20 protein-coding genes and 1 tRNA gene are annotated in these 26,199 nt (G+C 74.1%); 2 read left to right on the top strand and 19 right to left on the bottom strand.

What is annotated here, in order from left to right; translation table 11 throughout:
- Window positions 1-142: 142 nt before the first annotated feature.
- The 3 genes from ACFWPS_RS13575 to ACFWPS_RS13565 form a co-directional block, all read right to left on the bottom strand.
- The gene (locus tag ACFWPS_RS13575) at window positions 143-610 is read right to left on the bottom strand and encodes a single-stranded DNA-binding protein (RefSeq protein WP_383704364.1); all 468 of its coding nucleotides are present in this window, start codon (window positions 608-610) and stop codon (window positions 143-145) included.
- A 490-nt stretch (window positions 611-1,100) separates the two neighbouring features.
- A complete protein-coding gene (locus tag ACFWPS_RS13570) occupies window positions 1,101-3,137 on the bottom strand; it encodes a YfjP family GTPase (RefSeq protein ID WP_383704362.1) in 2,037 nt (678 codons plus the stop codon).
- A 3-nt stretch (window positions 3,138-3,140) separates the two neighbouring features.
- Window positions 3,141-4,748, bottom strand: a complete 1,608-nt coding sequence (locus tag ACFWPS_RS13565; protein WP_383704360.1) for a dynamin family protein — start codon at window positions 4,746-4,748, stop codon at window positions 3,141-3,143.
- 321 nt (window positions 4,749-5,069) lie between these two features.
- On the opposite strand from ACFWPS_RS13565, the gene ACFWPS_RS13560 reads away from it, so the two are divergent.
- Window positions 5,070-5,145 (top strand) — tRNA-Arg (locus tag ACFWPS_RS13560).
- A gap of 311 nt (window positions 5,146-5,456) precedes the next feature.
- Here ACFWPS_RS13560 and ACFWPS_RS13555 read toward each other — a convergent pair.
- The 5 genes from ACFWPS_RS13555 to ACFWPS_RS13535 form a co-directional block, all read right to left on the bottom strand.
- A complete protein-coding gene (locus ACFWPS_RS13555) occupies window positions 5,457-8,243 on the bottom strand; it encodes an ATP-binding protein (RefSeq protein ID WP_383704358.1) in 2,787 nt (928 codons plus the stop codon).
- Between the two features lie 337 nt (window positions 8,244-8,580).
- The gene (locus tag ACFWPS_RS13550) at window positions 8,581-10,566 is read right to left on the bottom strand and encodes an acetoacetate--CoA ligase (protein ID WP_383704356.1); all 1,986 of its coding nucleotides are present in this window, start codon (window positions 10,564-10,566) and stop codon (window positions 8,581-8,583) included.
- Window positions 10,563-12,158 (bottom strand): bifunctional 3-(3-hydroxy-phenyl)propionate/3-hydroxycinnamic acid hydroxylase, encoded by a 1,596-nt coding sequence (locus ACFWPS_RS13545; protein ID WP_383704354.1) that lies wholly within the window; start codon window positions 12,156-12,158, stop codon window positions 10,563-10,565. Before ACFWPS_RS13545 ends, ACFWPS_RS13550 begins: the two co-directional genes overlap by 4 nt.
- 157 nt (window positions 12,159-12,315) lie before the next feature.
- Window positions 12,316-13,251 carry a fumarylacetoacetate hydrolase family protein gene (locus tag ACFWPS_RS13540; RefSeq protein ID WP_383704352.1) on the bottom strand — a complete coding sequence of 312 codons (936 nt, stop codon included), beginning with the start codon at window positions 13,249-13,251 and terminating at the stop codon, window positions 12,316-12,318.
- 23 nt (window positions 13,252-13,274) lie between these two features.
- Window positions 13,275-14,402, bottom strand: a complete 1,128-nt coding sequence (locus tag ACFWPS_RS13535; protein WP_383704350.1) for a VOC family protein — start codon at window positions 14,400-14,402, stop codon at window positions 13,275-13,277.
- A gap of 136 nt (window positions 14,403-14,538) precedes the next feature.
- Between ACFWPS_RS13535 and ACFWPS_RS13530 the strand changes: the two genes are divergently transcribed.
- The gene (locus ACFWPS_RS13530) at window positions 14,539-15,174 is read left to right on the top strand and encodes a TetR/AcrR family transcriptional regulator (RefSeq protein ID WP_383704348.1); all 636 of its coding nucleotides are present in this window, start codon (window positions 14,539-14,541) and stop codon (window positions 15,172-15,174) included.
- A gap of 121 nt (window positions 15,175-15,295) precedes the next feature.
- Here the strand turns inward: ACFWPS_RS13530 and ACFWPS_RS13525 are convergent, their stop codons facing one another.
- The 11 genes from ACFWPS_RS13525 to fabG form a co-directional block, all read right to left on the bottom strand.
- Window positions 15,296-15,955: a TetR/AcrR family transcriptional regulator gene (locus ACFWPS_RS13525; protein ID WP_383704346.1), complete on the bottom strand. Its 660-nt coding sequence runs from the start codon at window positions 15,953-15,955 to the stop codon at window positions 15,296-15,298.
- 177 nt (window positions 15,956-16,132) lie between these two features.
- A complete protein-coding gene (locus tag ACFWPS_RS13520) occupies window positions 16,133-16,441 on the bottom strand; it encodes an acyl carrier protein (RefSeq protein WP_383704344.1) in 309 nt (102 codons plus the stop codon).
- A gap of 2 nt (window positions 16,442-16,443) precedes the next feature.
- On the bottom strand, window positions 16,444-17,019 hold the full coding sequence (locus tag ACFWPS_RS13515; RefSeq protein WP_383704342.1) for a nuclear transport factor 2 family protein: 576 nt from the start codon (window positions 17,017-17,019) through the stop codon (window positions 16,444-16,446).
- A 234-nt stretch (window positions 17,020-17,253) separates the two neighbouring features.
- Entirely contained in the window at window positions 17,254-17,544 is a 291-nt protein-coding gene (locus ACFWPS_RS13510; protein WP_383704340.1) for an acyl-CoA carboxylase subunit epsilon, read from the bottom strand.
- Window positions 17,541-19,052, bottom strand: coding sequence for an acyl-CoA carboxylase subunit beta (locus tag ACFWPS_RS13505; RefSeq protein WP_383704574.1), 1,512 nt, complete (start codon window positions 19,050-19,052; stop codon window positions 17,541-17,543). The genes ACFWPS_RS13510 and ACFWPS_RS13505 overlap by 4 nt, the downstream gene beginning before the upstream one ends.
- Before the next feature lie 115 nt (window positions 19,053-19,167).
- Window positions 19,168-20,010 (bottom strand): 4'-phosphopantetheinyl transferase family protein, encoded by an 843-nt coding sequence (locus ACFWPS_RS13500; RefSeq protein WP_383704338.1) that lies wholly within the window; start codon window positions 20,008-20,010, stop codon window positions 19,168-19,170.
- Between the two features lie 8 nt (window positions 20,011-20,018).
- Window positions 20,019-20,474, bottom strand: a complete 456-nt coding sequence (locus ACFWPS_RS13495; protein ID WP_383704336.1) for an acyl carrier protein — start codon at window positions 20,472-20,474, stop codon at window positions 20,019-20,021.
- A 2-nt stretch (window positions 20,475-20,476) separates the two neighbouring features.
- Window positions 20,477-22,027: an MFS transporter gene (locus tag ACFWPS_RS13490; RefSeq protein WP_383704334.1), complete on the bottom strand. Its 1,551-nt coding sequence runs from the start codon at window positions 22,025-22,027 to the stop codon at window positions 20,477-20,479.
- A gap of 4 nt (window positions 22,028-22,031) precedes the next feature.
- Complete coding sequence (locus ACFWPS_RS13485; protein ID WP_383704332.1) at window positions 22,032-24,290, bottom strand: SDR family oxidoreductase; 2,259 nt, start codon at window positions 24,288-24,290, stop codon at window positions 22,032-22,034.
- A 3-nt stretch (window positions 24,291-24,293) separates the two neighbouring features.
- On the bottom strand, window positions 24,294-25,232 hold the full coding sequence (locus ACFWPS_RS13480) for an aromatase/cyclase (RefSeq protein ID WP_383704330.1): 939 nt from the start codon (window positions 25,230-25,232) through the stop codon (window positions 24,294-24,296).
- Between the two features lie 29 nt (window positions 25,233-25,261).
- Window positions 25,262-26,047, bottom strand: a complete 786-nt coding sequence (gene fabG / locus ACFWPS_RS13475; RefSeq protein ID WP_383704328.1) for a 3-oxoacyl-ACP reductase FabG — start codon at window positions 26,045-26,047, stop codon at window positions 25,262-25,264.
- Window positions 26,048-26,199 lie beyond the last annotated feature (152 nt).

The raw sequence follows: 26,199 nt of genomic DNA, 5'->3' as shown, positions 1-26,199 counted from the left end.
CAAGTCCACTGGATCGCCTCGACGGGTGCTTCGGAGCGCATCCGCCGACAAGCCGTCAAGAAGCGTCAATGAGTGGTCGGTCGGCCGCGACACGGGCAGTTCGTGGCGAACAGGGCGTGGTGCGGGCCGACTTCACGTCACGTCACGTCACGGCCAGCGGTTCCGGTTCCGGTTCGGCGACGGCCGCCGGGGGCTCCGCCGGTGTCTCCCAGTTCGGCTCCGGGCGCGGTGGTGCCGGTGTCGCCGTCTCCGGCTTGCCGCTGCGCCGGAAGGCCGCGGTACCGCGGGCGAGGTCATGGCCGATCGCCACCGCGTCGATGTCGGCGGAGGCCCGCTGCTGGCCCTCCCGGGTCTCGGTGCGCACCTTCAGCCTGCCCTGCACGACGACCGGGTCACCGACCGTCAGCGAGGTCGCCGCGTTGGTGGCGAGCTGCCGGTTGGCCCACACCGTGAAGAAGTTGGTGTGGCCGTCCGTCCAGGCGTTCTTCTCGCGGTCCCAGTAACGCGAGGTCACCGCCAGCCGGAACCGCGCCGACGGTCCCGCCGCCAGCTCCCGGTACACCGGCTGCGTCGCCACGTTGCCCACCGCGCAGACCAACGTCTCGTTCATCACGAACCCCTCCCTCGCCCGGCCGCCGCGGCCGGGCGGATCCGCGTACGGGTCCGTCCCGTACGGCGGTGTCCACCGCGGCGACCGCGTGCACGGGATGCGTTCGTGCTCGTGTTCGTCGAGCGTGTCCTCGTGCGTCCGTGTGCGTCGCGATCGCCGCGGGACCAGACTGCCGCCGTCGGCCCGGGCCCGCTGAGCGCTGTGGACCACCGCAGACCTGTGGAAAACGCCGCCACCCGGACGAGTGACCCGCCTCCGCCGGACGGAGCCTCACCCAGACCGGACACCACTCGGACCGAGCCTCACCCGAGCCGGGCGCCTGCCCCGACCCGGCCCCCTCCGGGTCGGGCCACTCCGGGTCGGGCCACTCCGGGTCGGGCCACTCCGGGTCGGACCGCTCCGGGTCGGGCCGCTCCGGGTCGGGCCGCTCCGGGTCGGGTCGCTCCGGCGCCCGGACCGCGTCACACCGCTCCGGCCGCCGGCCGCGTCATCACACCGCTCCGGCGTTCGCCTGCGTCACCCTCCCGTACTGCTCCCGCACCTCCTGGTACCGCAGCAGCTCCGCCGCCACCGGGTCCAGCACCCGGGCCCGGCCGCAGCCGGCCGCCGCCTCCCGCAGCCGGCGCTCCGCCTCCAGGCCGTAGCGGCGGGCCGGTCCGCGGGCCGCCATCCGGCAGCCCCACTCGACCAGCGGTCCGCCGACGATCCCGGCGACCATCAGCAGCACCGGAACGCCCAGGTTGGGCGCCATCACCCCGGAGATCTGCCCCACCAGCCACAGCCCGCCGACCACCTGAAGGAGCGTCATGGCGGCCTGGGCGAACACCGCCACCGGCCACCAGCCCGGCCGCGGCGGCCGCCCCGGCGGCAGCCCGGCCCGCGCGGCCAGCTCGTCGAGCGCCTCCGGAAGGCCCTGCGAGCCGCGTACGGCCGCCTCGCGCACCGCCTGCGCCCAGGGCCCCGGCAGCCCGGCCGAGGCCCGCTCGGAGACCGTACGGACCGCCTGCTCGACGCGCTGCCTCGCGGTGGCCTCCACCTCGGGCTGGGCCTGCTGCAGGCGCCCGGTGGGCGGCTCGCCGCGCTTGTGGTGCCAGCGCCACAGCCGCAGCCAGGGCGTGCCGCAGGCCCGGTTGGCGTTGCGCCGCCAGGCCCGCTCCGCGGCCTCGCCGGCGGCGGTGGCGCCTACCGCGTCCGCGAGCCGCGCGGCGAACTCGTCGCGCGCCTCCTCGCTGAGCCCGGCGCGCCGCCCGGTGGCGTAGACGGGCCGCAGCCGGGCCGCGGCGGAGTCCACGTCGGCGGCGACCCGGCGGGCCGCCGCGCCCCGCTCGGACACGAACTGGCCGAGCACCTCGCGCAGTTCGCCGATGCCGTCGCCGGTGAGCGCGGACAGCGCGAGCACGGTCGCACCCGGGTCGCCGTACTCGCCGAGCGCGATGCCGTCGTCGTCGAGCAGCCGGCGCAGATCGTCCAGGACCTGGTCGGTGGCCTCGCCGGGCAGCCGGTCGGTCTGGTTGAGGACGATGAACATGACCTCGGCGTGGCCGGCCATGGGCCGCAGATAGCGCTCGTGGAGGACCGCGTCGGCGTACTTCTCGGGGTCGACGACCCAGATCACGGCGTCGACCAGTTTCAGGATCCGGTCGACCTGTTCGCGGTGCTGGACGGCGGCCGAGTCGTGGTCGGGCAGGTCGATCAGGACCAGTCCGCGCAGTTGTGCGTCCGCCTCCGGGTTGTGCACGGGGCGGCGGCGCAGCCGGCCGGGGATGCCGAGCCGGTCGATGAGGGCCGCGCTGCCGTCGCTCCAGCTGCACGCGATGGGCGCGGCGGTGGTGGGCCGTCGTACCCCGGTCTCCGAGATGGCGACGCCGGCGAGCGCGTTGAACAACTGGGACTTGCCGCTGCCGGTGGCGCCGGCGAGGGCGACGACGGTGTGCTGGCCGGAGAGCCGGCGCCGGGCGGCCGCCTCGTCCAGGACCCGGCCGGCCTCGGCGAGGGCGGTGCTGTCGAGGCGGGTGCGGGAGAGGCCGACGAGTTCGCGCAGCGCGTCGAGGCGGGAGCGCAGCGGGCCGTCGTACGCGAGCGGGGCGGGGGGTGGGGCGCCGGGACCGCGGGTCTCCAGGACGGGTACGGCGGCCTTGGCGGTCTCGGTGACGCGGCGGGCGATGAGACCGTCGTCCCAGACGTCGTCGTCGGCGGCGGGACCGTCCTCGGTGGCCGGGCCGTCGTCGGCCGGCTCCCGCTGCTCCCGCACGCGCGCGTGCGGCACGTTCTCGGTTTCGGCGGCGCCCTCGGCGGGTGCGGCCGCCTCGGTGGCTTTCCGGACTTCGGGACGCTCGGCGGTGTCCGCGGGCTCCTTCCCGGTCGCGTCCCGACGCGGGACGCCGTCCGGGCCACGTTGGGCGTCCGGTGTCGGGTCCGCCGCGGTCAGGCCGGTTTCGAAGTCGCTGGTGTAGTCACCGGTGTAGTCACTGGTGTGATCCATGCGTTCCATGTGATCCGTGTGGTCGTGGTCAGTGACGGCGGTCACCGGTCACCTCTCCTTCTGCAGGACGGACAGGGCGGCGATGAGTTCGGCCTGGGGTTCGGGGTGCACGTCGAGGGCGTCGAGCGGGGCGATGCGGCGTTCGCGTTCGGCCTGCAGGACGCGGTCCACGTGCTCGGTGAGCAGCCGTCCCGCGCGGTCGCGCAGCCGCAGCGCGCCGTGGGCGCCGATGCGCTCGGCGAGCCGCTCCCCCGCCGCCTTGGTACGGCGTCCGCCGAGCAGCGCGGTGGCCACCAGGGCGGCGACGACCTCGGAGTCCGGTGCGACGCTGCGGTCGAGCTCGCGCACCTCGTCGTCGGCGTACTCCTCCAGTTCGCGCCGCCAGCGCCGTACGGCGAGCCCGATGCGGTGCTCGGCGCTCTCCAGGGAGGGGTCCCGGTCGGTGAGTCCGGGAGCGGCGGAGGCCGGCTCGCGGCGCCAGGTGTCGTCGATGCGTTCGTCGGCGGCGGTGACGGAGCACAGCAGCAGGGCGGCGAGGCTCTCCACCAGGGCGTCCAGGAGTTCACCGGGGGAGCAGTCGAGGGGGTAGGCGCGCCAGCGCTTGAGGGCGTCGCCCGCGAGGACGGCTCCGCTCTGGAGGCGTCCCCGCACGCGCGCGTGCTCGCTGTCGTACGCCGTGTCGACGGCGGAGGTCAGGCGCAGGGCGGCGGCGTACTGGGCGGCGGCGGCGCCGGCCAGTTCGGGCATGCGGGCCTTGAGGGAGTCGAGGAGGCCGTGGGCGGTGCGGGCCAGGGTGTGGGTGCGGGCGCCGGGGTCCTGGGCCTGGTGGAGGAGCCAGGCGCGCAGCGGGGCGACCGCGGTGGCCGGGAGCAGGCCGCCGCCCCAGGCCGACTCGGGCAGTTCGGGCACCGTGAACCGGGGTACGTCGCCGAGTCCGGCCTTGGTGAGGAGGGCGCCGTACTGCCGGGAGACCTCCGAGACGACCGTGTGCGGGACCCGGTCGAGGACGGTCACCAGGGTGGCGCCGTACTCCTTGGCGGCGCGCAGCAGGTGCCAGGGGACGGCGTCGGCGTAGCGGGCGGCCGTGGTCACCATCACCCAGACGTCGGCGGCGCAGATGAGCTCTGCGGCGAGGACGCGGTTGTCGACGACCAGGGAGTCGATGTCGGGGGCGTCGAGCAGGGCGAGGCCGCGCGGGATGCTGTCGGCGGTCTCGACGCGCAGCACGCGCGCGCGGTTCTCGTCGGGGAGGAAGGGGTCGTCGCGGGGTTCCTGATGGGGTACCCACTCGCGGGTGAGGTCGGGCAGCACGCGCATGCCGCTGAACCAGTGGTGGTCCTGCGGATGGCAGACCAGGACCGGCGTGCGGGTGGTCGGCCGCAGCACGCCCGCCTCGCTGACCCGGCGGCCCACGAGTGAGTTGACGAGGGTCGACTTGCCGGCGCCCGTCGATCCGCCCACGACGGCCAGAAGTGGCGCTTCGGGCTCTCTGAGGCGGGGCACCAGATAGTCGTCGAGCTGTGCGAGCAGTTCGTCGCGGTTGGCACGCGCGCGTGGAGCCCCCGCCAGGGGCAGCGGGAAGCGTGCGGCAGCGACACGGTCGCGCAGGGCGGAGAGTGTGTCGAGCAGCTGAGGCCGTACGTCCAAGGTCACCACATGCGAAGAATGCCCAATTTTAGGGGAATTCTGAAGCATATAGATATGTCTGCGCGCCGACAGGACACAACGGGCGGAAGGGGCGACTGGGACGGAGGCACAGTCCAGGCATAACGAGTGCACAACACCCGGTGCGCCAGGCGCCAAAAGCGGTGCACGATTCGTACCTGCCTGCGATTATCAGGACCGCTTCACTGAACCTCCACATCGAGCCACGGAGGCGAAGCAGCAGGGAGAGGGATCGGGGAGTTCTATCCTTGTCCCCGGCAACGTCACGGACCCGCCCCCACCAGGGCAGTACGTACGAGGCCAGCACAGCCGGCCCCCGTAGCTCAGTGGATAGAGCAGGCGCCTTCTAAGCGCTTGGCCGCAGGTTCGAGTCCTGCCGGGGGCGCCACCCGCGGTTCGCACCTGTTTGAACATCTTCGCAGGTCAGCGCCGCGTTTCGCCGAGGCGCCGCGCTCGTGGCCGGGCATCCCGAACACCCGTGGCTCGAAATGTGAGCGCCCGGCCCTCGGCCGACGGGGACGAGGCGACCGAACAGGCCACCGTGGACACCGCCGGGGCACCGCGAAGAGCGCCGGACCCGCTGCCCGGCGGCCGGCCCGCGGCACCCGGGCCGACGGCCGCCCGGCAGATTCCCTCCAGCGGGGTGACCGGATCCGCGGTCGCACGGATCCGGGACTCCTCGCGCGCGGACCCGGCTCGCTACCGGATCCCGAACGTCTCGTCCGTGCGGTTGCGGTGGGCGTTGACCAGCTGGACGCGGGAGTTGACGTCGAGCTTGGTGAACACCGAGCGCAGGTGGGTGCCCACGGTGTTGGGCGAGACACCGAGTTCGGCGGCCGCCGACCGGTTGGTGTGGCCGGCGCTGATGAGGGCCGCGACCCTGGTCTCGGCGTCGGTGAGGGCGGCCCAGCCGTGGGTCGGGCGGGCGTTCCCGGCCCCGGCGGACCACTCGGGGCGCCGGATGCCCGCCTTGCGGGCCGCGCGGTGCAGCGAGTCCTGTGCCGGGCGGGCGCCCATCCGGTCGTAGATGGCCCAGGCCCGGTCGAAGTGGACGGCGGCCTCCGCGCGCCGGCCCCGGGCCGCGAGCAGCTTCCCGTAGTCGGCGGCCCCGCCGGCCTGGAGTTCGGGGCGGGGGCTGCGGCCGAGCGTGTCGGCGGCCCGTTCCAGCAGGGTGAGGTCCTGCCGGGCCAGGCCCTGGGTCTGGTAGGCGATCCCCTCGTAGCTGGCGATGCCCGGATTGCGGGCGGCACCCTCCTCGGCGAGGGTGACCGCCTCCTTGGCGAAGCGCTCGTCGCCCGCGGCCGTGCCGATCGCCAGCAGCAGCCGCGTCCAGCCGGGCCACCAGGGCCAGCAGGTCCTCGACTCGCGGGCGGTGTACAGGACCGGGGCCAGGATGTCCACGGCGTCCGCGGGCCGCCCCTCGGCCGCGGCGAACCAGCCGCGCATCAGCCGGAGGCTGGGCTTGCGGATGCCGTCGTCGGCCGTGCTCCGGCTCTCCCGGTCCGCGACGAGACGCTTGGCCCGCTCCCATTCGCCGCGCAGCGCGCACACCGAGGCGTACACCACGACGGCGTCCAACTCGTATACATGGCCGCCCAGTTCCTGGCTCATGGAGATCAGCGCCCGGGCCCCCGACTCGGCGTCGTCCAGCCTGCTGAGGTTGAAGTCGTGCCACATGTGGGCGGACAGCAGGGAGGGCCGGACCGCCTCGACCTCGTCCCGGGCGTCGGCGAGGGCCGCGGCGATGAGCGCCTCCGACTCCTCGTAGCGGTCGAGGAGTTGCAGTTCGATGATCTCGCCGGCGACGTGGTTCACGCCCTCCAGCTGCCGCAGTTCGCGGAACGCGGCCATGGCGTCGACGTGGTGCCCGGAGTTGCGGCCGACCTCCCCGACCGCCTGGAGCGCCAGCACCATGGCCTCCCGGTCGTCCACCGCCCGCGCCTGCTGGAGCGCGGCCGGCGCCACGGCCCGGGCGGCGGTGGCGTCGTGGCCGGTCAGCGCCAGCGCCCGGGCCGCCTCCAGCCTGGCCCGCAGCGCCGGTGAGATGCCGGGCAGCGCCAGGACCCTGCCGATCCGCGCCACGGAGTCGCCGAGGTTGCCGGTCAGCCACAGCGCGCGGGACATCAGCACCTGGATCCGGGCCGTCGCCTCGGGCTCGCTCGTGCGCCGCAGCAGCGTCTCGGCGAGGTGCACCGCGTCGGCCGCACGCTGCACCCGGCCCAGCACTTCCACGCAGTGCTCCCCCGTCTCGCGCCACATCCGGCTGCCCGGCCGCAGCAGCCGGAACGCCTCGGTGACCAGCTTCCCGGCGGTCTCGGGCAGTGCCGGTACGGCTTCCTCGGCGGCGTCCCGCAGGATGCGGACGCAGGCCTCGTCGTCCGGGGTGACGCTGAGCCGGGCGTGCGGGGCGGCCTCCAGGGGGCCGTGGCCGCCGTCGATCAGGAACGCGGCGCAGCCGCGGTGGAAGCGGCGCCGGGCGCCGTCGGAGAGGGCGCCGTAGACGGTCTCGCGGACCAGGTCGTGGCGGAAGCCGATGCGGTGCCCGACGGTGCCGAGCAGTCCGGAGGCGAGGGCCGCCTCCACACAGGTGGCGACCGACGCGTGGTCGTGCCGGGGGGCGAGGAGTTCGGCCATCTCGTCCACGGCGAACGTCCGGCCCAGCACCGAGGCCATCCGCACCACGTCGGCGGCGGCCGGGTCGAGGCCGGCCAGCGACCGGCGGACGCCCGCGATGAACTCGTCGGGGACGCGGTCGGCGGGCTCACCGCGCGCGGCGGCCCGCAGCAGCCCTTCGAGGAGCTGGACCGCCAGGAAGGGACTGCCGCCGACGCCGTCGAGCATCCGGCGGACCGGCTCCGAGGGCGGGCTGCCGAGCCGGTCCCGGGCGATCTGCAGGACGTCGTCCCGGCCGAGGGCCGCCAGCGGGACGACGGTGACGGGTGTCGAGGGGGTGGTGCGGGCCGTCAGGTCACTGAAGACCGGGCAGTCGGCGTCCCTGCTGGTGAACACCCACACCAGCGGATGCCCCGCGAGCCAGCCGGGCAGCGCGGACAGCGCCGTGCGGCTGAGCTGGTCGGCCCACTGGACGTCGTCCACGGCGATCAGGACGGGGGTGTCCGCCGCGGCGCGCTCCAGGATCTCGCCGATCCGGTCCATGAAGGTGAGGGGCCGCGCCGACAGCCCGTCGAGCTCGGCGATCTCCCCGGCGCCGGCCCCCGCCGAGGCCAGCGGCCCCGACCTGAGCGCCATCAGCAGGGGCGCGCCGGGCGTGGTCCGCGCTATCTCGTCCACCGAACTCCGCCCGATCACGAAGCCGAGCGGCGCGGCCTCGCAGGTCAGGGCGTCCAGCAGCGCGCTCTTGCCCATCCCGGGCTCGCCGGTGACGAGAACTATGCCGCTCTGACCGGACCGCACCGTACGGCGTAATACGGCGAGCCCCAGCGACAGCTGGTCGGAACGACCCCGCAGCGGTGTGCTACGACCCAAGACCACTCAACTCCCACGCTCGTCGTCCGGTGCCCGAGTGCGCTCCCCGGGCCGCGGAAGAGAGGACGAGCGGTTGCCAGGCGTCGGAGCTCTCCAGGTACCCGGACAGCACACGCCCAGCTTTCTTCCGCGCCCGACGGCACCGCATCCCGTGAACCGCGTAGTCCCGCCGGCCACGCGACCACGCACGCACCGCTCCGGAGCCCGTGGAGCGGCCGGGCCCTCTGACCCCGCCGGACCGGTCGGCACGCCGGCACCGTGCCCGGCGACGCGCTCGGCGGCCGTCCGGGCGGGCTCCGGGTCTCCCCGGAGCCCGGGGAGCTCGCCGGGTGGGCGCTCACGCGGACCGGTTCCGGCGTGCGGCGCCGAGCCGGGCGTAGTGGCCGAGGAGGTCCGGCGCGTCCACGGCGGACGGGTCGGCGGCGTCCGTCATCGGGGCGCCCTGGAGCAGGCGTTTGACCGGGACCTCCAGTTTCTTGCCGGTACGGGTGTGCGGGATGCCCGGCACTTCGAGGATCTCGTCGGGGACGTGCCGGGGTGAGACGCCGGCGCGGACGGCGGCGCGGATCCGGTCGCGGAGGGTGTCGTCCAGGGCCGCCCCGGCCGCGAGGACCACGAACAGGGGCATCCAGTAGCCGCCGTCGGGCTCCTCGACGCCGATGACCAGGGCCTCGGCGATCTCCGGCAGGCGTTCGACGACGTCGTGGATGTCGGCGCTGCCCAGGCGTACGCCGTTCCGGTTGAGCGTGGAGTCGGAGCGGCCGTGCACGATCACCGAGCCGTGTCCGGTGACCGTGATCCAGTCGCCGTGCCGCCACACGCCCTCGTACACCGAGAAGTAGGCGTCGTGGTAGCGGGTGCCGTCCGGGTCGTTCCAGAAGTACAGCGGCATCGACGGCATGGGCCGGGTGACGACGAGTTCGCCGACCCGGCCGGTCACCGGGAAGCCCTCGGCGTCGTACGCGGCCAGCGCCACCCCCAGGTGCGGTGCCGACAGCTCACCGGCCCACACCGGGGTGCTGGGCGCGCTGCCCGCGAAGCCGGAGACCACGTCCGTGCCGCCGCTGATGGAGGCCAGCAGGACCCGCTCTCCGACGTGGTCGCGGACCCAGGGGTAGGCGGAGGCGGGCAGGGCGGAGCCGGTGCAGCCGACCACGCGGACCGCCGAGAGGTCGTGCACGGACGGGTCGATGCCGAACTTGGCCATGCCCAGCAGGTACTGGGGGCTGGTGCCGAAGACGGTCACCCGGTGCCGGGCGGCCAGCTCCCACAGCGTGTCCGGCTTGGCGAAGGGCGCCGGGCTGCCGTCGTAGGTGCAGGTCGTGGCGCCGGTGAGCAGGGTCGAGACGACCAGGTTCCACATCATCCAGTGGGTGGTGGTGTACCAGAGGAGCCGGTCGCCGGGGCCGAGGTCGGAGTGCAGGCCGAGGGTCTTGAGGTGTTCGAGCAGGACTCCGCCGTGGCCGTGCACGATGCCCTTGGGCAGCCCCGTCGTACCCGAGGAGAAGACGACCCACAGCGGGTGGTCGAACGGGACCGGCACACAGCTGAGTTCCTCGGTGCGGGTGGCCGCGTCCTCCCAGGGGACCACCAGCGAGGGGTACGGCCGGGCGGGCCACGGCAGGCCCACGTGGTCCACCAGCAGGGTGGCCTTCAACGTCGGCAGGGCGGCGGCGAGTTCGAGGACGGCGTCGCGCCGGTCGTGGGTCGCGCCGTTGAAGAGGTAGCCGTCGGCGGCGATCAGCACGACGGGTTCGAGCTGGCCGAACCGGGCGGCGGCGGCCCGCGGCGCGTAGTCCTGCCCGCACACCGACCACACGGCGCCGAGGCTGGCGGCGGCGAGGAACGCGACGATCGCGTGCGGGGTGTTGGGGAGGTAGCCGACGACCCGGTCGCCCGGTGCCACACCCAGGTCGCGCAGGGTGGCGGCGACGGAGGCGACCTGGGCGCGCAGCCGGTCCCCGGTCACCCCGTACCCGGAGCCGGTCTCGTCGAGGGCGATGACCGCGGGCCGGTCGGCCGGGAGGTGGCGCAGCGCGTGGTGGGCGTAGTTGAGGGTGGCCCCGGTGAACCAGCGGGCGCCCGGCATCCGTTCCCCGTCGAGCACCTGCTCGTACGGGGTGGCCGCGTCGATGCCGAAGTACTCCCACACCGCGGCCCAGAATTCCTCCAGGTCGGTGACCGACCAGTGGTGCAGGGCGGCGTAGTCGGTGCCGTCCCGCCCGGCGCGGCGGGCGAAGTCCGCGATGCGGCTCGCCGCCACGGCCTGCGGGTCGGGGGTGGTGAAGGGGGCGGAGCTGGGACAGGGGTCCGGACCGTTCATGGTGTGGTGGTGCTCCTCGGCAGGCTGGTCTCGACGGGGTGGGGGCTGCGCACGGTGTGCAGCAGGGACGCCCAGGCGGCGGTGTCCGTGAAGGTGCGCCCGCCGGCCGGGACGACGTCCAGGACGACCCGGTCCGGCCGCAGCAGGACGGCGTCCGCCCGGCCGGCGCGCAGCCAGGCGGCGAGCGTGCCGTCGTCGTGGAGGGCGGTCACCGGGACGGCACGGACGCCGAGTCCGTGGGCGAGCGCGGTCAGCGAGGGCGCGGGACCGGCGGCGGTCAGGACGGTGAAGCCGTCGCCGAGCACCTCGTCGAGGCGGACATGGCGGCTGTGGCGGCCGTCGGCGCGTACCCAGGGCTGCGGGCAGTGGGTGCCGGCGAGGCCGCGGCGGGGGCCGCGCCGGACGAGGGGGCCGGGGGCCAGGGCGGGGCTGAGGTCGCGGCCGGCCGCCGCGGTCAGGCCGGGGACTCGGCAGGCGGCGGCCAGCAGCCTGCGGCGCAGCGGGGCGGCGCCGTCCTGGCCGCCGGTCATGGCCCAGCCGAGCGCCACGGCAAGCCGGATCACGTGCCGGGCGTGCGGTCGGCGCTCGCTCTCGTAGGTGTCCAGCAGCCGCTCGTCGCCGCCCTCCCGGAGCACCCGGGCGAGCTTCCAGCTGAGGTTGTGCGCGTCCCGGAGCCCCGCGCACAGCCCCTGGCCGATGAACGGCGGGGTGAGGTGGGCGGCGTCACCGAGGAGGAAGACCCGGCCGCCGCGCCACCGGTCGGCGACCCGCGCCCGGAACGTGTACCGCGTCTCGCGGACGACCTCGAACTCCCCGTCGTACGACAGCGGCAGCCACGGCGCGACCAGCTCGCGCAGCGGCCGGTGCTCCCCCTCGCCGAGCCGGAACTCCCAGCGGTAGCGGTCCTCGGCGACGCGCATGAAGGTCGCCGGCCGGTCCGGGTCGCAGACCTGGTCGACCCCGCCCCAGGAGCGGACGGCGGCCGGGGTGCGGACGTCGACGACGGTCCAGCTCTCCTCGAACCGCAGGTCCTCCCAGACGCCGCCGATCGCCCGCCGGGTGAGGCTGTTGGCGCCGTCGCAGCCGAGCACCGCCTCGGCCCGCAGCTCGTGCTCGCCGGTGTCGTCGCGGTAGGCGACCCGCACCGGGCCGGTGGTGCCCGGGCCGGCCGCGGTGACCTCGGTGACCTCGGCGCCGACGCGCAGCTCGCACTCCGGGCGGCGGGCCAGTTCGGCGCGGAGCAGCCGCTCCAGCCGGGGCTGCTCGAACATGCTGGTCTGCGGGTAGCCGTGCGGGCCGTGCCCGGCACGCCGGAACTCGGCCATCACCCGGTGCCGGGCGTCGAGGAGGCGCAGCCCGTTGCCCGGGCGGGCGATGGCGTCGAACTCCTCTCCCACGCCCGCGGCCTGGAGGATCCGGCGCACCTCGTCGTCGACGACGAGGGCGCGCGGGAGCGGGTAGACGTCCCGGTGGCGTTCCAGGACGACACTGCGGACTCCGCGCCGGGCGAGCAGCAGGGCGGCGGTCACACCCACCGGCCCGGCGCCGATGATCACTACGGGTGGATCGACCGAGAACGGCTCAAGGGTCATATGCGGCTCTTTCAGGGGGTCTTGAGCGCCCCGAAGGGGCGCGGGGCCGTATCTGATATGCGGCTACCGCCGCGTGGGCGCGACCAGCCACGACGGCGCCGCAGACGACACACGGGCACCCGGCACCCGGCACCTGGCGGCACGCCCAGCGGAGCGCCTACGCGTCGGTGACAGGCGTACGCTGCTCGCCCAGGTCGATCCGGCCGTCCGGGGTCGCGATCGTCGCCGTGACCACGTCCCCGGTGCGCAGGTAGCGCGGGTTCCTCGCCTGACTCCTGAAGAACACCTTCCACTTCACGGCCGGCGGCAGCAGCGCGCCGAGCTTCTCGACCGGCTTCGGCGGTGCCTTGAGGGCGGTGCCGCCCGGGGTGCCGGTCAGCAGCAGGTCGCCCGGGTCCAGGGCCTGGAAGCGGGCGAGCAGGCTCAGCGCCCGCGCCGGGCGGACGATCATGTCGGTGAGGGTGCGGTCCTGACGCAGCTCCCCGTTGACGCGCAAGGTCAGCCGCAGGTCCAGGAGATGGGCGAAGTCCTCGGGCTCCAGGAGGGCGAGGTAGGGCCCGGTGGGCGTGAAGGTGGGGTAGGACTTGCTCTCGTAGAACTGCGTCCTGGTGAGCTGCACGTCCCGGGCGCTGACGTCGTTGGTGACGACGAGTCCGGCGACGTACGACGGCAGGTCCCGCTCCTCGACCGCGGTGCCGACGGGCAGCGGGGCGCCCATGACCAGGCCGAGTTCGACCTCGTAGTCGAGGAGGGCGACGTGTGCGGGCCGGACGACGGCCGCGCCGGGGCCGCTGACCGAGCCGGACGCCTTGCGGAAGAAGGCGGGCGGGATGTCCCCGGTGAAGCCCGAGTCGTGGGCGTGGCTGCGGTAGTTGACCATCTGGGCGACCACCCGGCAGGGGGTGGTGACCGGCGAGAGCACGGCCAGGTCGGCGAGTGGTGTGCCCGGCTCCCCCGAGGCGGCCGCCTCCCGTACGGCGGCGCGGTCGGCGATCAGCTCGGCGGTGGTGGCGGCCTTGGTGTGGACAGGGACGGCGCGGTCGCCGCGGACGGCCCACCAGCCGTCGGCGGTGCGCAGGACGTTGGTGCTCATGAGGTGGCTCTCTGTGAAGGGGCTCAGGAATTCGCGGCCTTGAGCAGGCCGAGCAGACGGGCGGGGTCCATCTCGTTGTCGCCGCGCAGCGCCTGGACGACCTCGCGGACCCGCCGCGGGGACGGACTCGCGCCGAGGAAGTCGCGGGTGGCGGGCGGACCCCACTGGGCGAGGCCGCTCGTGGACATCGGGGCCCAGCCGGGTTCGACGTCGCCGCAGAAGAGGTCGCCGTCGGCGAAGTGCTCCAGCATGAAGCGGTCCGGGTCGCGCCAGTAGTCGAAGAGCTGGCTGCCCTGGATGTGCCGGCCGATACCCCAGCTGCGTTGGTAGCCGCGCTCCTTGAGGTACTCGCCGCCGGCCGCGATCGAGTCCAGGTCGGTCACCTGGTAGGCGGAGTGGACGTACCCGGTGCCGGGACCCAGGTGCATGGCGAGGGTGTGGTGGTCGGCCGGGGTGCCGCCCAGGTCGCAGCGGACGAACGCCATGGCCGGGCCACGGTCGCGCTGTCCGTCCAGGAACAGGAAGTCGGACACGATCATGCCGAGGGTGTCCAGGTACCAGTCCAGGGCCCGGCGGAACACCCGGGTCTCCAGCACCACATGGCCGAGCCGCTGGATACGGGACGGCTCGCGGGGCGGGCGCTGGGCGGCGTTCCTGCGACGGTGGTCGGTGCCGGAGTTGAGGAGCAGCGGCCGCTGCTCGGGGAGCGCCGGCAGCCGCTCGGCGCAGTGCACGACCCGCACCGGGAAGCCGGACGGGTCGAGCAGGTCGACCGCCCGGCCGCCGCCGGGCACGTCCGCGTCCCGTACGGCCGTCGCCGTCGCCCCGGCCAGCCGGTCCAGGTCGGCCCGCTCGGCCGCCCGGAAGGCCGGGCCGATGAAGCGGCTGGTGCGGCCCTTGCGGATCACCATGCACGGCGAGCCGGCGAAGGTGCCGCGCAGCCACAGCTCGCCCTCCGTGCGGGCGGCGATGCCGAACCCGAAGTCACGGGCGAAGACCTCGGCCCGGTCCAGGTCGGGCTTCTCGAATTCCAGCCAGGCCAGGTCCGCCACCTTGATCACGGGGTTCCGGGCCCGGCCCGGATGCTCGCCGCGCAGGGCGCCCCGCTCGCTGTGGAGGTCCTGATGGGCCGTCCTGACGGTTTCAGACATGGTGCCCTCCGAGCAACATCGCCGTAATGAGGAAATCATCAATCATGAGATTTCCATCGTCAAGATGTCGCCCCAAGTTAACTGATGAATCCATCAGAACTGCGGCCGCCATCGGCGCCGCGGCTAGACTCGGCACATGTCTACGTCAGCCCCGCCCGGCAACCGGTTCGAGCGACGCCGCGCCGAGACCCGTCAGGCGCTCGTGCGCGCGGCCCGGCGGATCCTCGCCGAGACCGGCGACACCAGCGCCAGCATCCAGGCCATCGCCGAGCAGGCCGACGTCGGCTTCGGCTCGTTCTACAACCACTTCGAGTCCAAGCAGGCGCTGTTCGAGGCGGCCGTGGTGGACGCCCTGGAGGAGTTCGGCCAGGCCTTCGACGAGCGGCTGACCGGGATCGACGACCCGGCGGAGCTGGTCGCGGCGGGTTTCCGGCTCAGCGCCCGGATGGCGGACTCGCACCCGGAGCTGATGCAGGTCCTGCGCCGCCGCGGCCTCGGCCACATCCACAGCGAGAACGGCCTGACCAGGCGGGCGCTGCGGGACGTCCAGGTGGGCATGGCCTCCGGCCGCTTCACCGCCGTCGACCCGACCGTGGCCCTGTGCGCCCTCGGCGGCAGCCTGCTGTCCCTGGTGGAGCTGAGGTTCGCCCGCCCCGAGGTGGACGGCGACGAGGCCGCGGCGAACCTCGCCGAGATGGCCCTGCGCATGCTGGGCGTACCGCCGGACGACGCCCACGAGGTGGCCCGGCGCCCACTGCCCGACATCGGCTGACAGCTCCGCCGACGACCGACGACGCCCGGCGACCGCCCGGAGCCCGCACACCGCCGGGAGTCCGCGCGCCGCCGGGAGTCCGCGCGCCGCGGAGAGAGGGAGAGCCCAGGGGCCGCCCGGTTCAGGTCCCGGTGGGGTTCTCCGGCGCGGCCCCGGCGGCGACCTCGGCGGCGACCTCGTCGACCACGGTGTGCGCCTGCTTCTCCGGGACCCCGGCCGCGATGAGCGTGGCGACGGCCGTGCGGGCGCCGTCGTCCTCGAACGCCCCGCTGTTGACCTCTTCCAGCAGGGCGATCGTCATGCCCTCCAGGGCGGCACTGAGCACCGCGGGCGGCAGGTGGGGGTGGAAGACACCGTCCCGCTGCCCGCGCTCCACGATGGCCGTGGCCCGGACCCGGGCCGGTTCGAGGACCTCGGTGACACGCTCCGCGCCCAGGTCCCGGTGCGCGAGAGCCAGCAGCATCCGGTAGCGGTCGCCCACCGGCCACAGCGACAGGGAGAAGCGCGCGAGGGCCCGGTCGGCCGGCTCCGCAGGCTCCGCCCCCCGCGCCACGGCGGCCTGGAACGTCTCGGCGGCCTCCTCGGCCAGGGCCTCCAGCAGCGCGGCCCGCCCCGGGAAGTGCCCGAAGAGCGTGCGCCGTACGACACCTGAGGCGCGAGCCAGCTCCTCCAGGGTGATGTCGGGGTTCCGGCCGAGTTCCTGGCGGGCGGTGGCCAGGATCCGCGCCCGGTTGGACCGTGCGTTGCTACGCTGCGGCACTCGGCCGACGGGCTGGGACACGGACAACCTCGATGAAGACCGGACGAACGGCGGGCGCCCTCATTCTGACACGGGCCCCCCGGTGCGGACCTTGAACAGGGGCCCGCATCTCGCTTTGACAACGTTGTCACAAGGTTCGCGTGCCGGAGGCCACCGGTGGCCGTGCTCGTCGTCCCACCGGTGGCGTCGCGCCGGGGCTCAGGTCCGGTCGACCAGTTCGCTCAGGGTCGCGGCCAGTTCGCCCACCGACTGTTCACGCAGCAGGTGGTGGGCCGGTACCGGGATGTTCAGGGCCGACTCCAGGGTGCGCTGGAGGGTCAGCGCCGTGAGGGAGTCGATGCCCTGGGTGTAGAGGGGGCGGTTGCGGGCGATGCGGTGGGCCGGGGGGATGTCCAGGTGCTGGGCGAGGTTCCGGCAGAGGAACGCCTCGAACGCGCGCCGGCGGTCGTCGCCGGCGGTCTCGCGCAGGGCGCCCAGGTTCAGCGCGGTGGTCGGTGTGCCTGACACGGTCATCGTCCTTTCGTCTGGCGTGGTCGTGGCTGGGAACTGCGCAGTTCGTCGGGGTCGGGGCCGGGGCGCGGGCCGGCGCCGTCGGACCACATCAGCCGGAACCGCCAGCGGTGCAGCCGCCAGCCGTCCGGGGTGCGGACCGCCTCCCCCTCGCTGTAGCCGCCGATGTCGAAGCGGCCGTCCGGGTCCGGGCCGGCCTCGTGGTGCACGTGGGACGCGATGAGGTGGACGCGGATCCGGGCGCTGTCCCCCGACACCCTGATGCCGTAGTTGGCGGCCAGGTGGTGGGTGCGGGCGAAGCGGGACTTGCGGTCGTGGTGGAAGGCGGCGGCCCGGTCGCGGCCCTCGACGGTGCCGACCGGGAACTCCAGGCGGCAGTCCGGGGTGAAGACCGCGGCCGGCCAGGCCGGGTCGAAGCCGTGGTCGTCCTGGGTGTCGAGCAGGGTGATGTAGCGGTCGATCAGCTCGGCGACCGCCGCACGGTCGGCGAGGGCCCCGAACTCGGCGCGCAGGGCGTCGAGTTCGGAGCGCAGTGCGGAGACCGTGTCGGCGCGGTCGAGGGACGGGGAGGTCATGGGGTCCGGAACTCCGATTCGGTCGGGGGTCGGTCGGGATGCGGTCGGGGACGCGGTCGAGAGGGCCGGGTGCTCAGCGGACGTGCCGCGATATGCCGTCGGTCGGCCGCGGCGCCGTCGTGGCTGGTCGCGCAGTTCCTCCCCCAGCCTTCGGCTGGGGGGTACCCCCAGCGCCCCTTCGGGGGCGCTGCCGGAACCGGAGCGGGCTTCGCCGGCCCCGCTCAGCCGGGCCGGTCACGCCGCCCGGCCGCCGGTGACGCGCCAGCCGCGGGGGTCGCGGTGCGTCGCGAGGCGTTCCGGGCGGCGCCAGCCGGCCACCGGGCGGGGCTCCAGCGGGCAGGGGTCCACCGCGGCCAGGGCGGCCGCGCGGGCGAGCAGCACGGTGGTGAGGGCGGCGAGCTCGGCGGGGCTCGCCTGCCCCTTCACGAGCCTGATGACCAGGGCGCCGTCCGTGGCCGCCGTGGCCTCCGTGCCCGCCGTGGTCTCCGTGCCCGCCGTGGCCTCCGTGCCCTCCGGCGCGCTCACTGCGGCGGGTTGCCGTGCTTGCGGCACGGCAGGTCGGCCTGCTTGCTGCGCAGCATCGCGAGGGCGCGGATCAGGGTGGAGCGGGTCTCCCGCGGGTCGATGACGTCGTCGATCAGACCGCGCTCGGCCGCGTAGTAGGGGTGCATCAGCTCCGCCTGGTACTCCTTGATCTTCTGCGCGCGGGTGGACTCGGGGTCGTCCGCGGCCGCGATCTCCCGGCGGAAGATGACGTTCGCCGCGCCCTCGGCGCCCATCACGGCGATCTCGTTGGACGGCCAGGCGAGCGCCAGGTCGGTGCCGATGGACCGGGAGTCCATGACGATGTACGCGCCGCCGTACGCCTTGCGCAGCACCAGGGAGATCCGCGGCACGGTGGCGTTGCAGTAGGCGTAGAGCAGCTTGGCGCCGCGCCGGATGATGCCGTTGTGCTCCTGGTCCACGCCCGGCAGGAAGCCCGGTACGTCGATCAGGGTGACCAGCGGGATGTTGAAGGCGTCGCAGAACTGCACGAAGCGCGCCGCCTTCTCGCTGGCGTCGATGTCCAGGACCCCGGCGAACGACGCCGGCTGGCTGGCGACGAGGCCGACGACCTCGCCGTCCAGCCGGGACAGCGCGCACACCACGTTGGTGGCCCAGCCGGGCTGGATCTCGAAGTAGTCGCCGTCGTCGACGATCTCCTCGATGACGGTCCGGATGTCGTAGACCCGCCCGGGGTCGTCCGGGACCAGCTCCACCACCCGGTCGGTACGGCGGTCGGCCGGGTCCGTGGTCGCCGAACGGGGCGGCAGGTCACGGTTGTTGGACGGCAGCAGGGACAGCAGGTGCCGTACGTCCTCCATGCAGCCGCGCACGTCGTCGTAGGCGAAGTGGGCCACGCCGGAGGCTCCGGCGTGGACGTCGGCGCCGCCGAGGTCGTTCTGGGTGATCTCCTCGCCGGTCACCGCCTTCACCACGTCCGGTCCTGTGATGAACATCTGGGCGATGTCCCGGACCATGAAGACGAAGTCGGTCAGGGCGGGCGAGTAGGCGGCGCCGCCGGCGCACGGCCCGAGCATCACGCTGATCTGCGGGATCACCCCGGAGGCGCGGGTGTTGCGCTGGAAGATCCCGCCGTAGCCGGCGAGCGCCGAGACGCCCTCCTGGATCCGGGCGCCGGCCCCGTCGTTGAGCGACACCAGGGGTGCACCCGCCGCCATGGCCATGTCCATGATCTTGTGGATCTTCTGGGCGTGGGCCTCGCCGAGGGCGCCGCCGAAGATGCGGAAGTCATGCGCGTAGACGAAGACGGTACGGCCGTGGACCGTGCCCCAGCCGGTGATCACCCCGTCGGTGTACGGCCGCTTCTTCTCCAGGCCGAAGCCGGTGGCGCGGTGCCTACGGAGCATCTCGACCTCGTTGAACGACCCCTCGTCGAGCAGGAGTTCGATACGTTCGTAGGCGGTGAGCTTGCCCTTGGCGTGCTGGCGCTCGGTGGCGAGGGGGTCGCCGTGCCGGGCGGCCTCCTTCATCAGGCCGAGCTCCTCGATGCGCTCGGCGGCGGTCCACTGGCCGCGGTGCTCGCGGTCGTGCAGACTCGGGCGGCCGGCCCCACGATCGGCTTTCTGTTCGAGTGACATTGGCGGGTCACGCTCCCCAGTCGGATACTCGGGTGGTCACGCCCACGGACACGGCCACGGGCACGCCCACCGTCCCGTCGGCGTCCAGATCGACCGTCTCGCCCGCGTACAGCGCGGCCGGCGGTACCCAGCGCACGGTGACCTGTTCGGGTGCCCCGCCGCGGACCGCGACGGCGGCGTTGTGCCGGGGCCCGGACGGCAGGTCGAGGAGCGTCCAGCCGCGCGGCCTGCGGTCCGGTTCGGCGCCCAGGTAGTCGTGGCCGGGGTCGCGGGAGAGCCCGGTGCCGAGCGCCTTGAGATAGGCCTCCTTGCGGGTCCACAGCCGCCCGAAGGCCGCGCGCCGTTCCCCGGCGTCGTCGTACGCCGCCAGCTCCGCCTGCTCCCCCGGGTGCAGCGCCGGGGTGCAGACCTCGACGGTCTCGGCCCGCGGCAGCCGTTCCACGTCGGCGCCGACGACCGTACGGGAGACGGCGACCACGGCCATGCCGTGGCTGTGCGCGAGGGAGAAGTGCAGCGGCGGGTCGGGGTGGGCGACCGCCGGCCGGCCGTGCGGCTCGGCGCAGCCCGGGCAGGGCTCCCGCACGAACGGCACGGCCTGCGGGGGCAGCCCCAGATAGGCGCCGAGCAGCCGGCGCAGGGCGACATGGGCGGAGGCGTACGTCACCCCGTCCGCGGGCCGGACGAAGGACGCGGTCCGCCGGCGCTCCGCCTCGCTCAGCTCGGACAGGTCGAGCAGCTCGGCCGCGGTCTCCAGGGCCGCCCGGCGGACCAGCCAGACGTCCAGCTGCCCGGCCGCGGGCAGTCTCGGCGCGACGGCGAGGGTGGCCGTGCCGAACTCCAGGACCGGCATCTCCCCGATCACCTCGGGCTCGGCACGTCGTGCGCGACCAGGTGGTGCTCGCCCCGGCCGGCGTGCTTGTGCGGGCTGTCCTCCGGGCCGAGCTGCCCGGCGAGGCAGTCGACCAGCTCGGCGGCGCTGTTGGCGCGCAGCAGCCGGTTGAGGTTGACGTCGACGCACAGCGCGGCCTCCATCCGGCGCTGGAGTTCCAGGCCGTTGATGGACCCGATGCCGAGGCTGTTCATCGGGCGGCCCACGGTGTCGATGCTGTCCGGCGCCACCCGCAGCACCCGGGCGAGTTCGCCACGGACGTACGCGTCGATGAGCCGGGTGCGCTCGGCGAGGCCGACGGAGGCGAGGTGCACGAGGCTGGGCGGCACCACCTCGACGATCCGGTCGCGCTCGAACTCGTAGTCCAGATCGTCGAGTTCGTCGTCCAGGTCGTCGAAGACCCAGGTCTGCGTTGTCTGGTCCATGGTCAGTCCCCGTGGTGGAGTGAGGAGGGAGAGGTGCGGATCAGGCCGGTGAGGCCGACGAACAGGCCCAGGAGGCCGAGGGCGGCGACCAGGGTCAGCGCCGGCCGGCAGGCGGCGGCCGCGGCGGCCGGACCGGCGCCGGGCGCCGGGGCGTGGGCGGCGAGCAGGGCGGCGACGAGCGCGACCGCGAGGACCGCGGCGAGCTGTACGGCCGTCTGGTACAGGCCGCTGCCGGTGAGCCGGTCGGCGGGGGTGAGGCGGGACATCGCCTGCATGTTGAGCGCGGCGAAGGAGAGCACGAAGGCGGCGCCGACGAGGAGGAGCGTCGGGAGCATCCGGCCCGGGTAGTCCAGCGGCCAGGCGTGCGGGCGGAGTTGGAGCAGGCCGCCCGCGAAGGCGCAGGCGGCGCCGGCCACGATGAGGCGGGGGGCGCCGAACCTGGCGACCAGGCGGCCGGAGGCCAGCGCGGTGAGCGCCGGGGGCGCGGCGGCCGGGAGCAGGGCGAGCGCCGCGTGGAGGGGGGACCAGCGGGCGAGGGTCTGGGTCTGGTACGTCAGGACGAACAGGAGGCCCAGGTAGGAGCCGTTGAGACAGGCGGCGCCGGCGGCGGAGCGGATCAGGGCGGGGTTGCTGCGCAGCGAGGGGCCGATGTTCAGGAGGGGGGCGGCCGAGCGTCGCTCGATCTGCCAGAAGGCCAGCAGGAGGAGGGCGGCCGCGGTGAGGGGGGCGATGGCTGCCGGGGCGGTCCAGTTGTGGGTGGGGAGTTGGGTGATGCCTTGGACCAGGGCCAGGAGGGCTCCCAGGAAGGTGAGGGCGCCTGGGATGTCGTAACGGCGGGCCGCCGTGGCCATGGTGCGGCGCCGTGAGGGCTGGTCGCGCCCGCGCGGCGGTAGCCGCATATCCAATACGGCCCCGCGCCCCCTTGGGGCGCTGCTCTGGTCGCTTCTCGGAGAACCCGGTATCAGGCGCAGCCCGCACGCGAACAGCAGCAGCACCACCGGGGCCGGGAAGGCGAAGGCCCAGCGCCAGGAGGTTTCTGTCAGCCAGCCGGACAGGAGCAGGCCTGCGGTGAAGCCGCCTGCGCCGAAGAGGGTGTAGACGGAGACTGCCCGGGAGCGGGGGCGGCCCTCCGGGAAGGTGCTGGTGATGATGGCCAGACCGGTGGGGGCGGTGAGGGCCGCGCAGAAGCCCTTGAGCAGGCGGGTGGCGAGGAGGAGCCAGGGGTCGTGGGCGAGGGCGCTGAGTGCGGACGCGGCGGCGAAGGCGAGGAGGGCCGCGAGGTAGACGCGGCGGCGGCCGAGGAGGGTGACCACGCGGGCGCCGAAGAGGAGCAGGCCGCCGAAGCCGGCGGCGAAGCCGGTCATCGCCCACTGGGTGACGGTCGGCGGCTGTCCCAGGTCCGTGCCGATGGCGGGCAGCGCCACCACCGCCACGGACACCTCCAGCGCGTCGATGAGCATGTTGCCGGCGAGGACGAGCAGCAGCCCCCACAGCCGGGGGCCGAACCGCTCGTCCGGGCCGGCGGCGACCGGTGACGGAAGGGTCCTGGTCACCGCGTCACCCCAGGAGCGTGCCGCCGCTCGCGTCGACGAAGGAGCCGGTGACCCAGCGGGCGTCGTCGGAGACGAGGAAGGCGACGACGTCGGCGACGTCCTGCGGTTCGCCGACGCGGTTGAACGCGGACAGCGCGGACATGGCCTCGACGGCCTCGGGGATGTCGAACAGCGGGTTGCCGTTACGGGTGATGCCCGGCGCGACGCTGTTCACGGTGATCCCGCGCGGGCCCAGCAACTTGGCGAAGTGGAGCGCCAGTTGCTCCACGGCCCCCTTGCTCATTGCGTAGGCGATCTCGTCCGGGTTGGCGAACCGGGTCAGGCCGGAGGAGATGTTCACGATCCGGCCGCCGTCGGGCATGTCGGCGAGCGCCCGCTGGATGACGAAGAACGGTGCCCTGGCGTTGACGGCGAAGATCCGGTCGAACTGCTCGGGGGTGGTGTCCTCGGCCTTGACCCCGCCCATCACCCCCGCGTTGTTGACCAGGATGTTCAGCTCGGTCTCGCCGGTGCGCTCCTTGAGTCCCGCCTCCAGGGCGAGGAACAGCTCGTGGACGTCACCGGGCGTGCCCAGTTCGGCTCCGACGGCGAACGCCCGCCCGCCGTCCTTCTCGATCCCGGCGACCACCTCGGCGGCGGCCTCCTCGCTGCTGCCGTAGTGCACGGCGACCAGCGCGCCGTCGGCGGCCAGCCGTTCGGCGGTGGCCCGGCCCATGCCCCGGCTGGCGCCGGTGACGAGCGCGGTCTTTCCGGTCAGGTTGCCCATCTTCCTTCTCCTGACGGTTGGTTGTGGTGTGTGGGAGGCGCGTGGGTCAGGTGCGAACCAGCGGCCGAGGGCCTCGCGCAGGCCGTCCGCCGCGTCGCCGGCCCAGGCGACGTAGCCGTCCGGCCGTACGAGCACGGCGGCGAGGCCGTCGAGGAGCCCGGCGGGGCGGGTGACGACCGTGTCGACGGACGCCGACCGGTCCCCCGCGGCCCCGGCCAGCGCCGGGTCCGTCACGAGCAGCAGCCCGCGGGCGGAGCGGAGCAGTTCGGCCGTGGTCGCCCCCGAGTCGAGCCGCACCTCCGGCAGCCGCGAGCCGGCCGGCGCCTCCCGGTCGTCGTCCCCGTACCGCACGTCGAGGCCGCTGATCGTCCCGGCGAGGTGTGCCCGGACCGTCTCGTACGACGTGAGTTCGCCGATCACCGAGCGCAGCGACTCCACCTCGGGCCCGCCGAGCAGCAGCCGCGCCTGGGCGCGGATGGCGGACAGGACGCGGCGTCCGACGGTGTGCCGTTCGTCGTGGTAGGTGTCAAGGAGCCCCGCCGGGGCCCGGCCGAGGACGGTGGCCGCGAGCTTCCAGCCGAGGTTCACGGCGTCCTGGAGGCCGAGGTTGAGGGCCTGGCCGCCGATCGGCATCTGCTGGTGGGCCGCGTCGCCGGCGAGCAGCACCCGGCCCGCGCGGTAGCGCTCGGCCTGCCGGGAGGCGTCGCCGAAGGAGTTCACCCACAGCGGGGTGCCGTGGCCGATGTCCTCGCCGGTGACGTCCCGCCAGGCGGCCACGATGTCGGCGAAACGGGCCGGTGCGGTGCGCGGCGGGGTGCCGAACCGGTGGACCATCACCCGGGTGACACCGTCCCCGCGCCGGGCGGCGATGGCGAGCCCGTTCGGCAGCCGCTGGAACCGCCGGTCGGGAATGTCGATGCCGTCGACATCGGCGCGGATCAGCTCCCGTCCGGCGGCGTCGCCGGGGAAGGAGATGCCCGCGAGCCGTCGTACGGCGGAGTGCTCGCCGTCGCAGCCGACGACGTACCGGGCCGTGAACTCCCGCCGGTGACCCTGGTGTTCGGTCACGACGGTCACGTGGTCCGGGTGCTGCGTGAGGGCGAAGACGTCGTGTCCGCGCAGCACGCGGGCCCCGAGCCGCTCCGCCCAGGCGCCGAGGAGTTCCTCGGTGCGGGTCTGCGGGACCTTCCACTGGCCGGGGTGGCTGCTGTCCAGGGTGAGGTCGAGCGGAAGACCGCCGAAGTGGCCGCGGGGCTCGTTCGGCGGCGGCCCGGGGTCGGCGAAGCCGCCGGGCCCGTCCAGCAGCCCGCGCTGCCGCAGCAGTTCCATCGTCCGCGCGTGCAGGGTGGACGCCCGGGACTCCGTCGTCGGGGCGTCCAGCCGTTCCAGGACGGTCACGTCGGCGCCGCCGAGACGCAGTTCCCCGGCGAGCATCAGCCCGACGGGTCCGGCGCCGACCACCAGGACGTGCGTGTCGACCGCGTCGGCACCGGCCATGGGTCAGCGCCTCGCTTCGGCGTACGCCTTGGCGTGGTTCAGGGTGGCGCGGCTGTTGGTGCTGAGTGCACCCTGCACGTACGCGCGGGCCTCGGCGACCCCGGCCTCGGGCCCGAGGATCCTCTCGATGTTCTCGGGGCGCAGCACGACGGTGTGCTGCGAGGAGGCGAAGGTGCCCTCGTCGGTCTCGCGGAAGGTCCAGTAGCCGGTGTGCAGGTTCATCAGGGCCGGCAGGGTGGTCTGCTTGTAGGCGATCTTCCGGCCGTCCAGGCAGACCCGGTACGACTTGGTGGTGTGCGTCGAGCCGTCCTTGGCGCGGGTGTCCATCTCCAGGGTCTGCAGGCCCGGGGTGTCCTCGGTGAGCCGGACGGTCGCCACGTGCGGGAGCCGCTCGGACCAGCGGTCGGCCTCGTTGACGAAGTCGTAGAGGTCCTTGGCGGAACCGTCGACCCGGACGGTGTCCTCGAAGGAGAACGTCAGCTCCTCGGAGGCGGTGGCGAGTTCGACGTTCGTCTTCAGCGCGGCCAGCTCGGAGCGGGAGTTGCGGTCGACGGCCTCGTCGATCCAGGCCAGCCCGGCCGGGTCGTCGTCGACGGCGGTGTAGTCGTGCAGCAGCCGCACCCGCGAGGCGCCCTCGTCGGCCGGCTCGATGATCCAGGTGCCGCCCATGCTCGCGACGGGCGGGGTGGAGACGGTCTGCCGGAAGGTGATCCGCAGGGCCTCGGGGTCCAGCACCCGGCGCGAGGTCCAGTTCTTGGCCTCGCCGTTGGCGGTGGCCCAGATCCCGATCAGCTCCTCGTCGCCGGAGCGCTCCAGGTGGTCGACGTAGATGGTCGGCGGGAAGATCCGCGGCCAGTTGGCCACGTCGGCGATCAGCCGGTAGACCTCGGTGGCCGGCGCCGAGATCGTGATCCCGTGCTCGACTTCCTTCGGCTCGGACATGGGTGAACTCCTAGAGGGGTGCCGGGGTGTCAGAAGTTGCCGAGGCCGCCGCAGACGTTGAGGGCCTGCGCGGTGATGGAGGCGGCGGTGTCGGAGGCGAGGTAGCCGACGAGGCCGGCCACCTCGTCCGGGGTCGAATAGCGGCCGAGCGGGATCTTCGCCGTGAACTTGTCGAGGATGGCGTCCTCGCTGGTGTCGTAGGCGGCGGCGTAACCGGCGCGCACCCGCTGCGCCATGGGCGTCTCGACGTACCCCGGGCAGACGGCGTTGACGGTTATACCGGTGGGGGCCAGCTCGTTCCCGAGGGCCTTCGTGAACCCGACGACCCCGTGCTTGGACGCGGAGTACGGCGCGCCGAGCACGACGCCCTGCTTCCCGGCCGTGGACGCGATGTTGATGATCCGCCCCCGGCTCTTCTCCCGCATGCCGCCGGTGGTGAGGGCGGCGCGGGTCAGGCGGAAGACGCTGTTGAGGTTGGTCTCGACGACGTCGTACCAGAGCTCGTCGTCGATGTCGGCGGTCACGCCGCCGCCGGACCGCCCGGCGTTGTTGACGAGCACGTCGACGGTGCCGTACCGCTCGACGGCGGCCCGCACGAAGTTCTCGATGGACAGCGCCGAGCGCACGTCGAGGGTCGCCCCGTCGACGTCGAACCCCTCTGCACGCAGTTCCTTGACGGTCCGCTCGACGTTCCCGGCGTCGCGGGAGCCGATGAAGACACGGTGGCCCTGCCGGGCCAGCAGCCGTGCCGTGGCGAGACCGATTCCGCTGGTGGCCCCGGAGACCAGGGCGACCCTCTGCTGCTGTTCGGACATGTCTGCCGATCCCTTTCAGGGCATGGGGAAGCCGCCGGCGCCCGGTCAGGACGGGCGCCGGCGGGCGGGGGGGGAAGGGGGGGTGGGGGCAGGGGGGGTGGGGGAAGGGGTGGGGGGGGGGGTAAGGCAGCGGCGGCGTCGTCACCGACCCT

The organism is Streptomyces sp. NPDC058457 (genome assembly GCF_042720695.1).
GTDB lineage: Bacteria > Actinomycetota > Actinomycetes > Streptomycetales > Streptomycetaceae > Streptomyces.
This window is presented reverse-complemented; position numbering and strand designations above follow the sequence as displayed.

What these genes read in the sequence shown, in the direction of transcription:
- ACFWPS_RS13540 (WP_383704352.1), bottom strand. Translation starts at nt 13,251, where the DNA reads ATGAGCACCAACGTCCTGCGCACCGCCGACGGCTGGTGGGCCGTCCGC.
- ACFWPS_RS13515 (WP_383704342.1), bottom strand. Translation starts at nt 17,019, where the DNA reads ATGACCTCCCCGTCCCTCGACCGCGCCGACACGGTCTCCGCACTGCGC.
- ACFWPS_RS13480 (WP_383704330.1), bottom strand. Translation starts at nt 25,232, where the DNA reads ATGTCCGAGCCGAAGGAAGTCGAGCACGGGATCACGATCTCGGCGCCG.
- ACFWPS_RS13495 (WP_383704336.1), bottom strand. Translation starts at nt 20,474, where the DNA reads ATGGACCAGACAACGCAGACCTGGGTCTTCGACGACCTGGACGACGAA.
- ACFWPS_RS13505 (WP_383704574.1), bottom strand. Translation starts at nt 19,052, where the DNA reads ATGAAGGAGGCCGCCCGGCACGGCGACCCCCTCGCCACCGAGCGCCAG.
- ACFWPS_RS13545 (WP_383704354.1), bottom strand. Translation starts at nt 12,158, where the DNA reads ATGACCCTTGAGCCGTTCTCGGTCGATCCACCCGTAGTGATCATCGGC.
- ACFWPS_RS13535 (WP_383704350.1), bottom strand. Translation starts at nt 14,402, where the DNA reads ATGTCTGAAACCGTCAGGACGGCCCATCAGGACCTCCACAGCGAGCGG.
- ACFWPS_RS13550 (WP_383704356.1), bottom strand. Translation starts at nt 10,566, where the DNA reads ATGAACGGTCCGGACCCCTGTCCCAGCTCCGCCCCCTTCACCACCCCC.
- ACFWPS_RS13575 (WP_383704364.1), bottom strand. Translation starts at nt 610, where the DNA reads ATGAACGAGACGTTGGTCTGCGCGGTGGGCAACGTGGCGACGCAGCCG.
- ACFWPS_RS13500 (WP_383704338.1), bottom strand. Translation starts at nt 20,010, where the DNA reads ATGCCGGTCCTGGAGTTCGGCACGGCCACCCTCGCCGTCGCGCCGAGA.
- fabG (WP_383704328.1), bottom strand. Translation starts at nt 26,047, where the DNA reads ATGTCCGAACAGCAGCAGAGGGTCGCCCTGGTCTCCGGGGCCACCAGC.
- ACFWPS_RS13485 (WP_383704332.1), bottom strand. Translation starts at nt 24,290, where the DNA reads ATGGCCGGTGCCGACGCGGTCGACACGCACGTCCTGGTGGTCGGCGCC.
- ACFWPS_RS13530 (WP_383704348.1), top strand. Translation starts at nt 14,539, where the DNA reads ATGTCTACGTCAGCCCCGCCCGGCAACCGGTTCGAGCGACGCCGCGCC.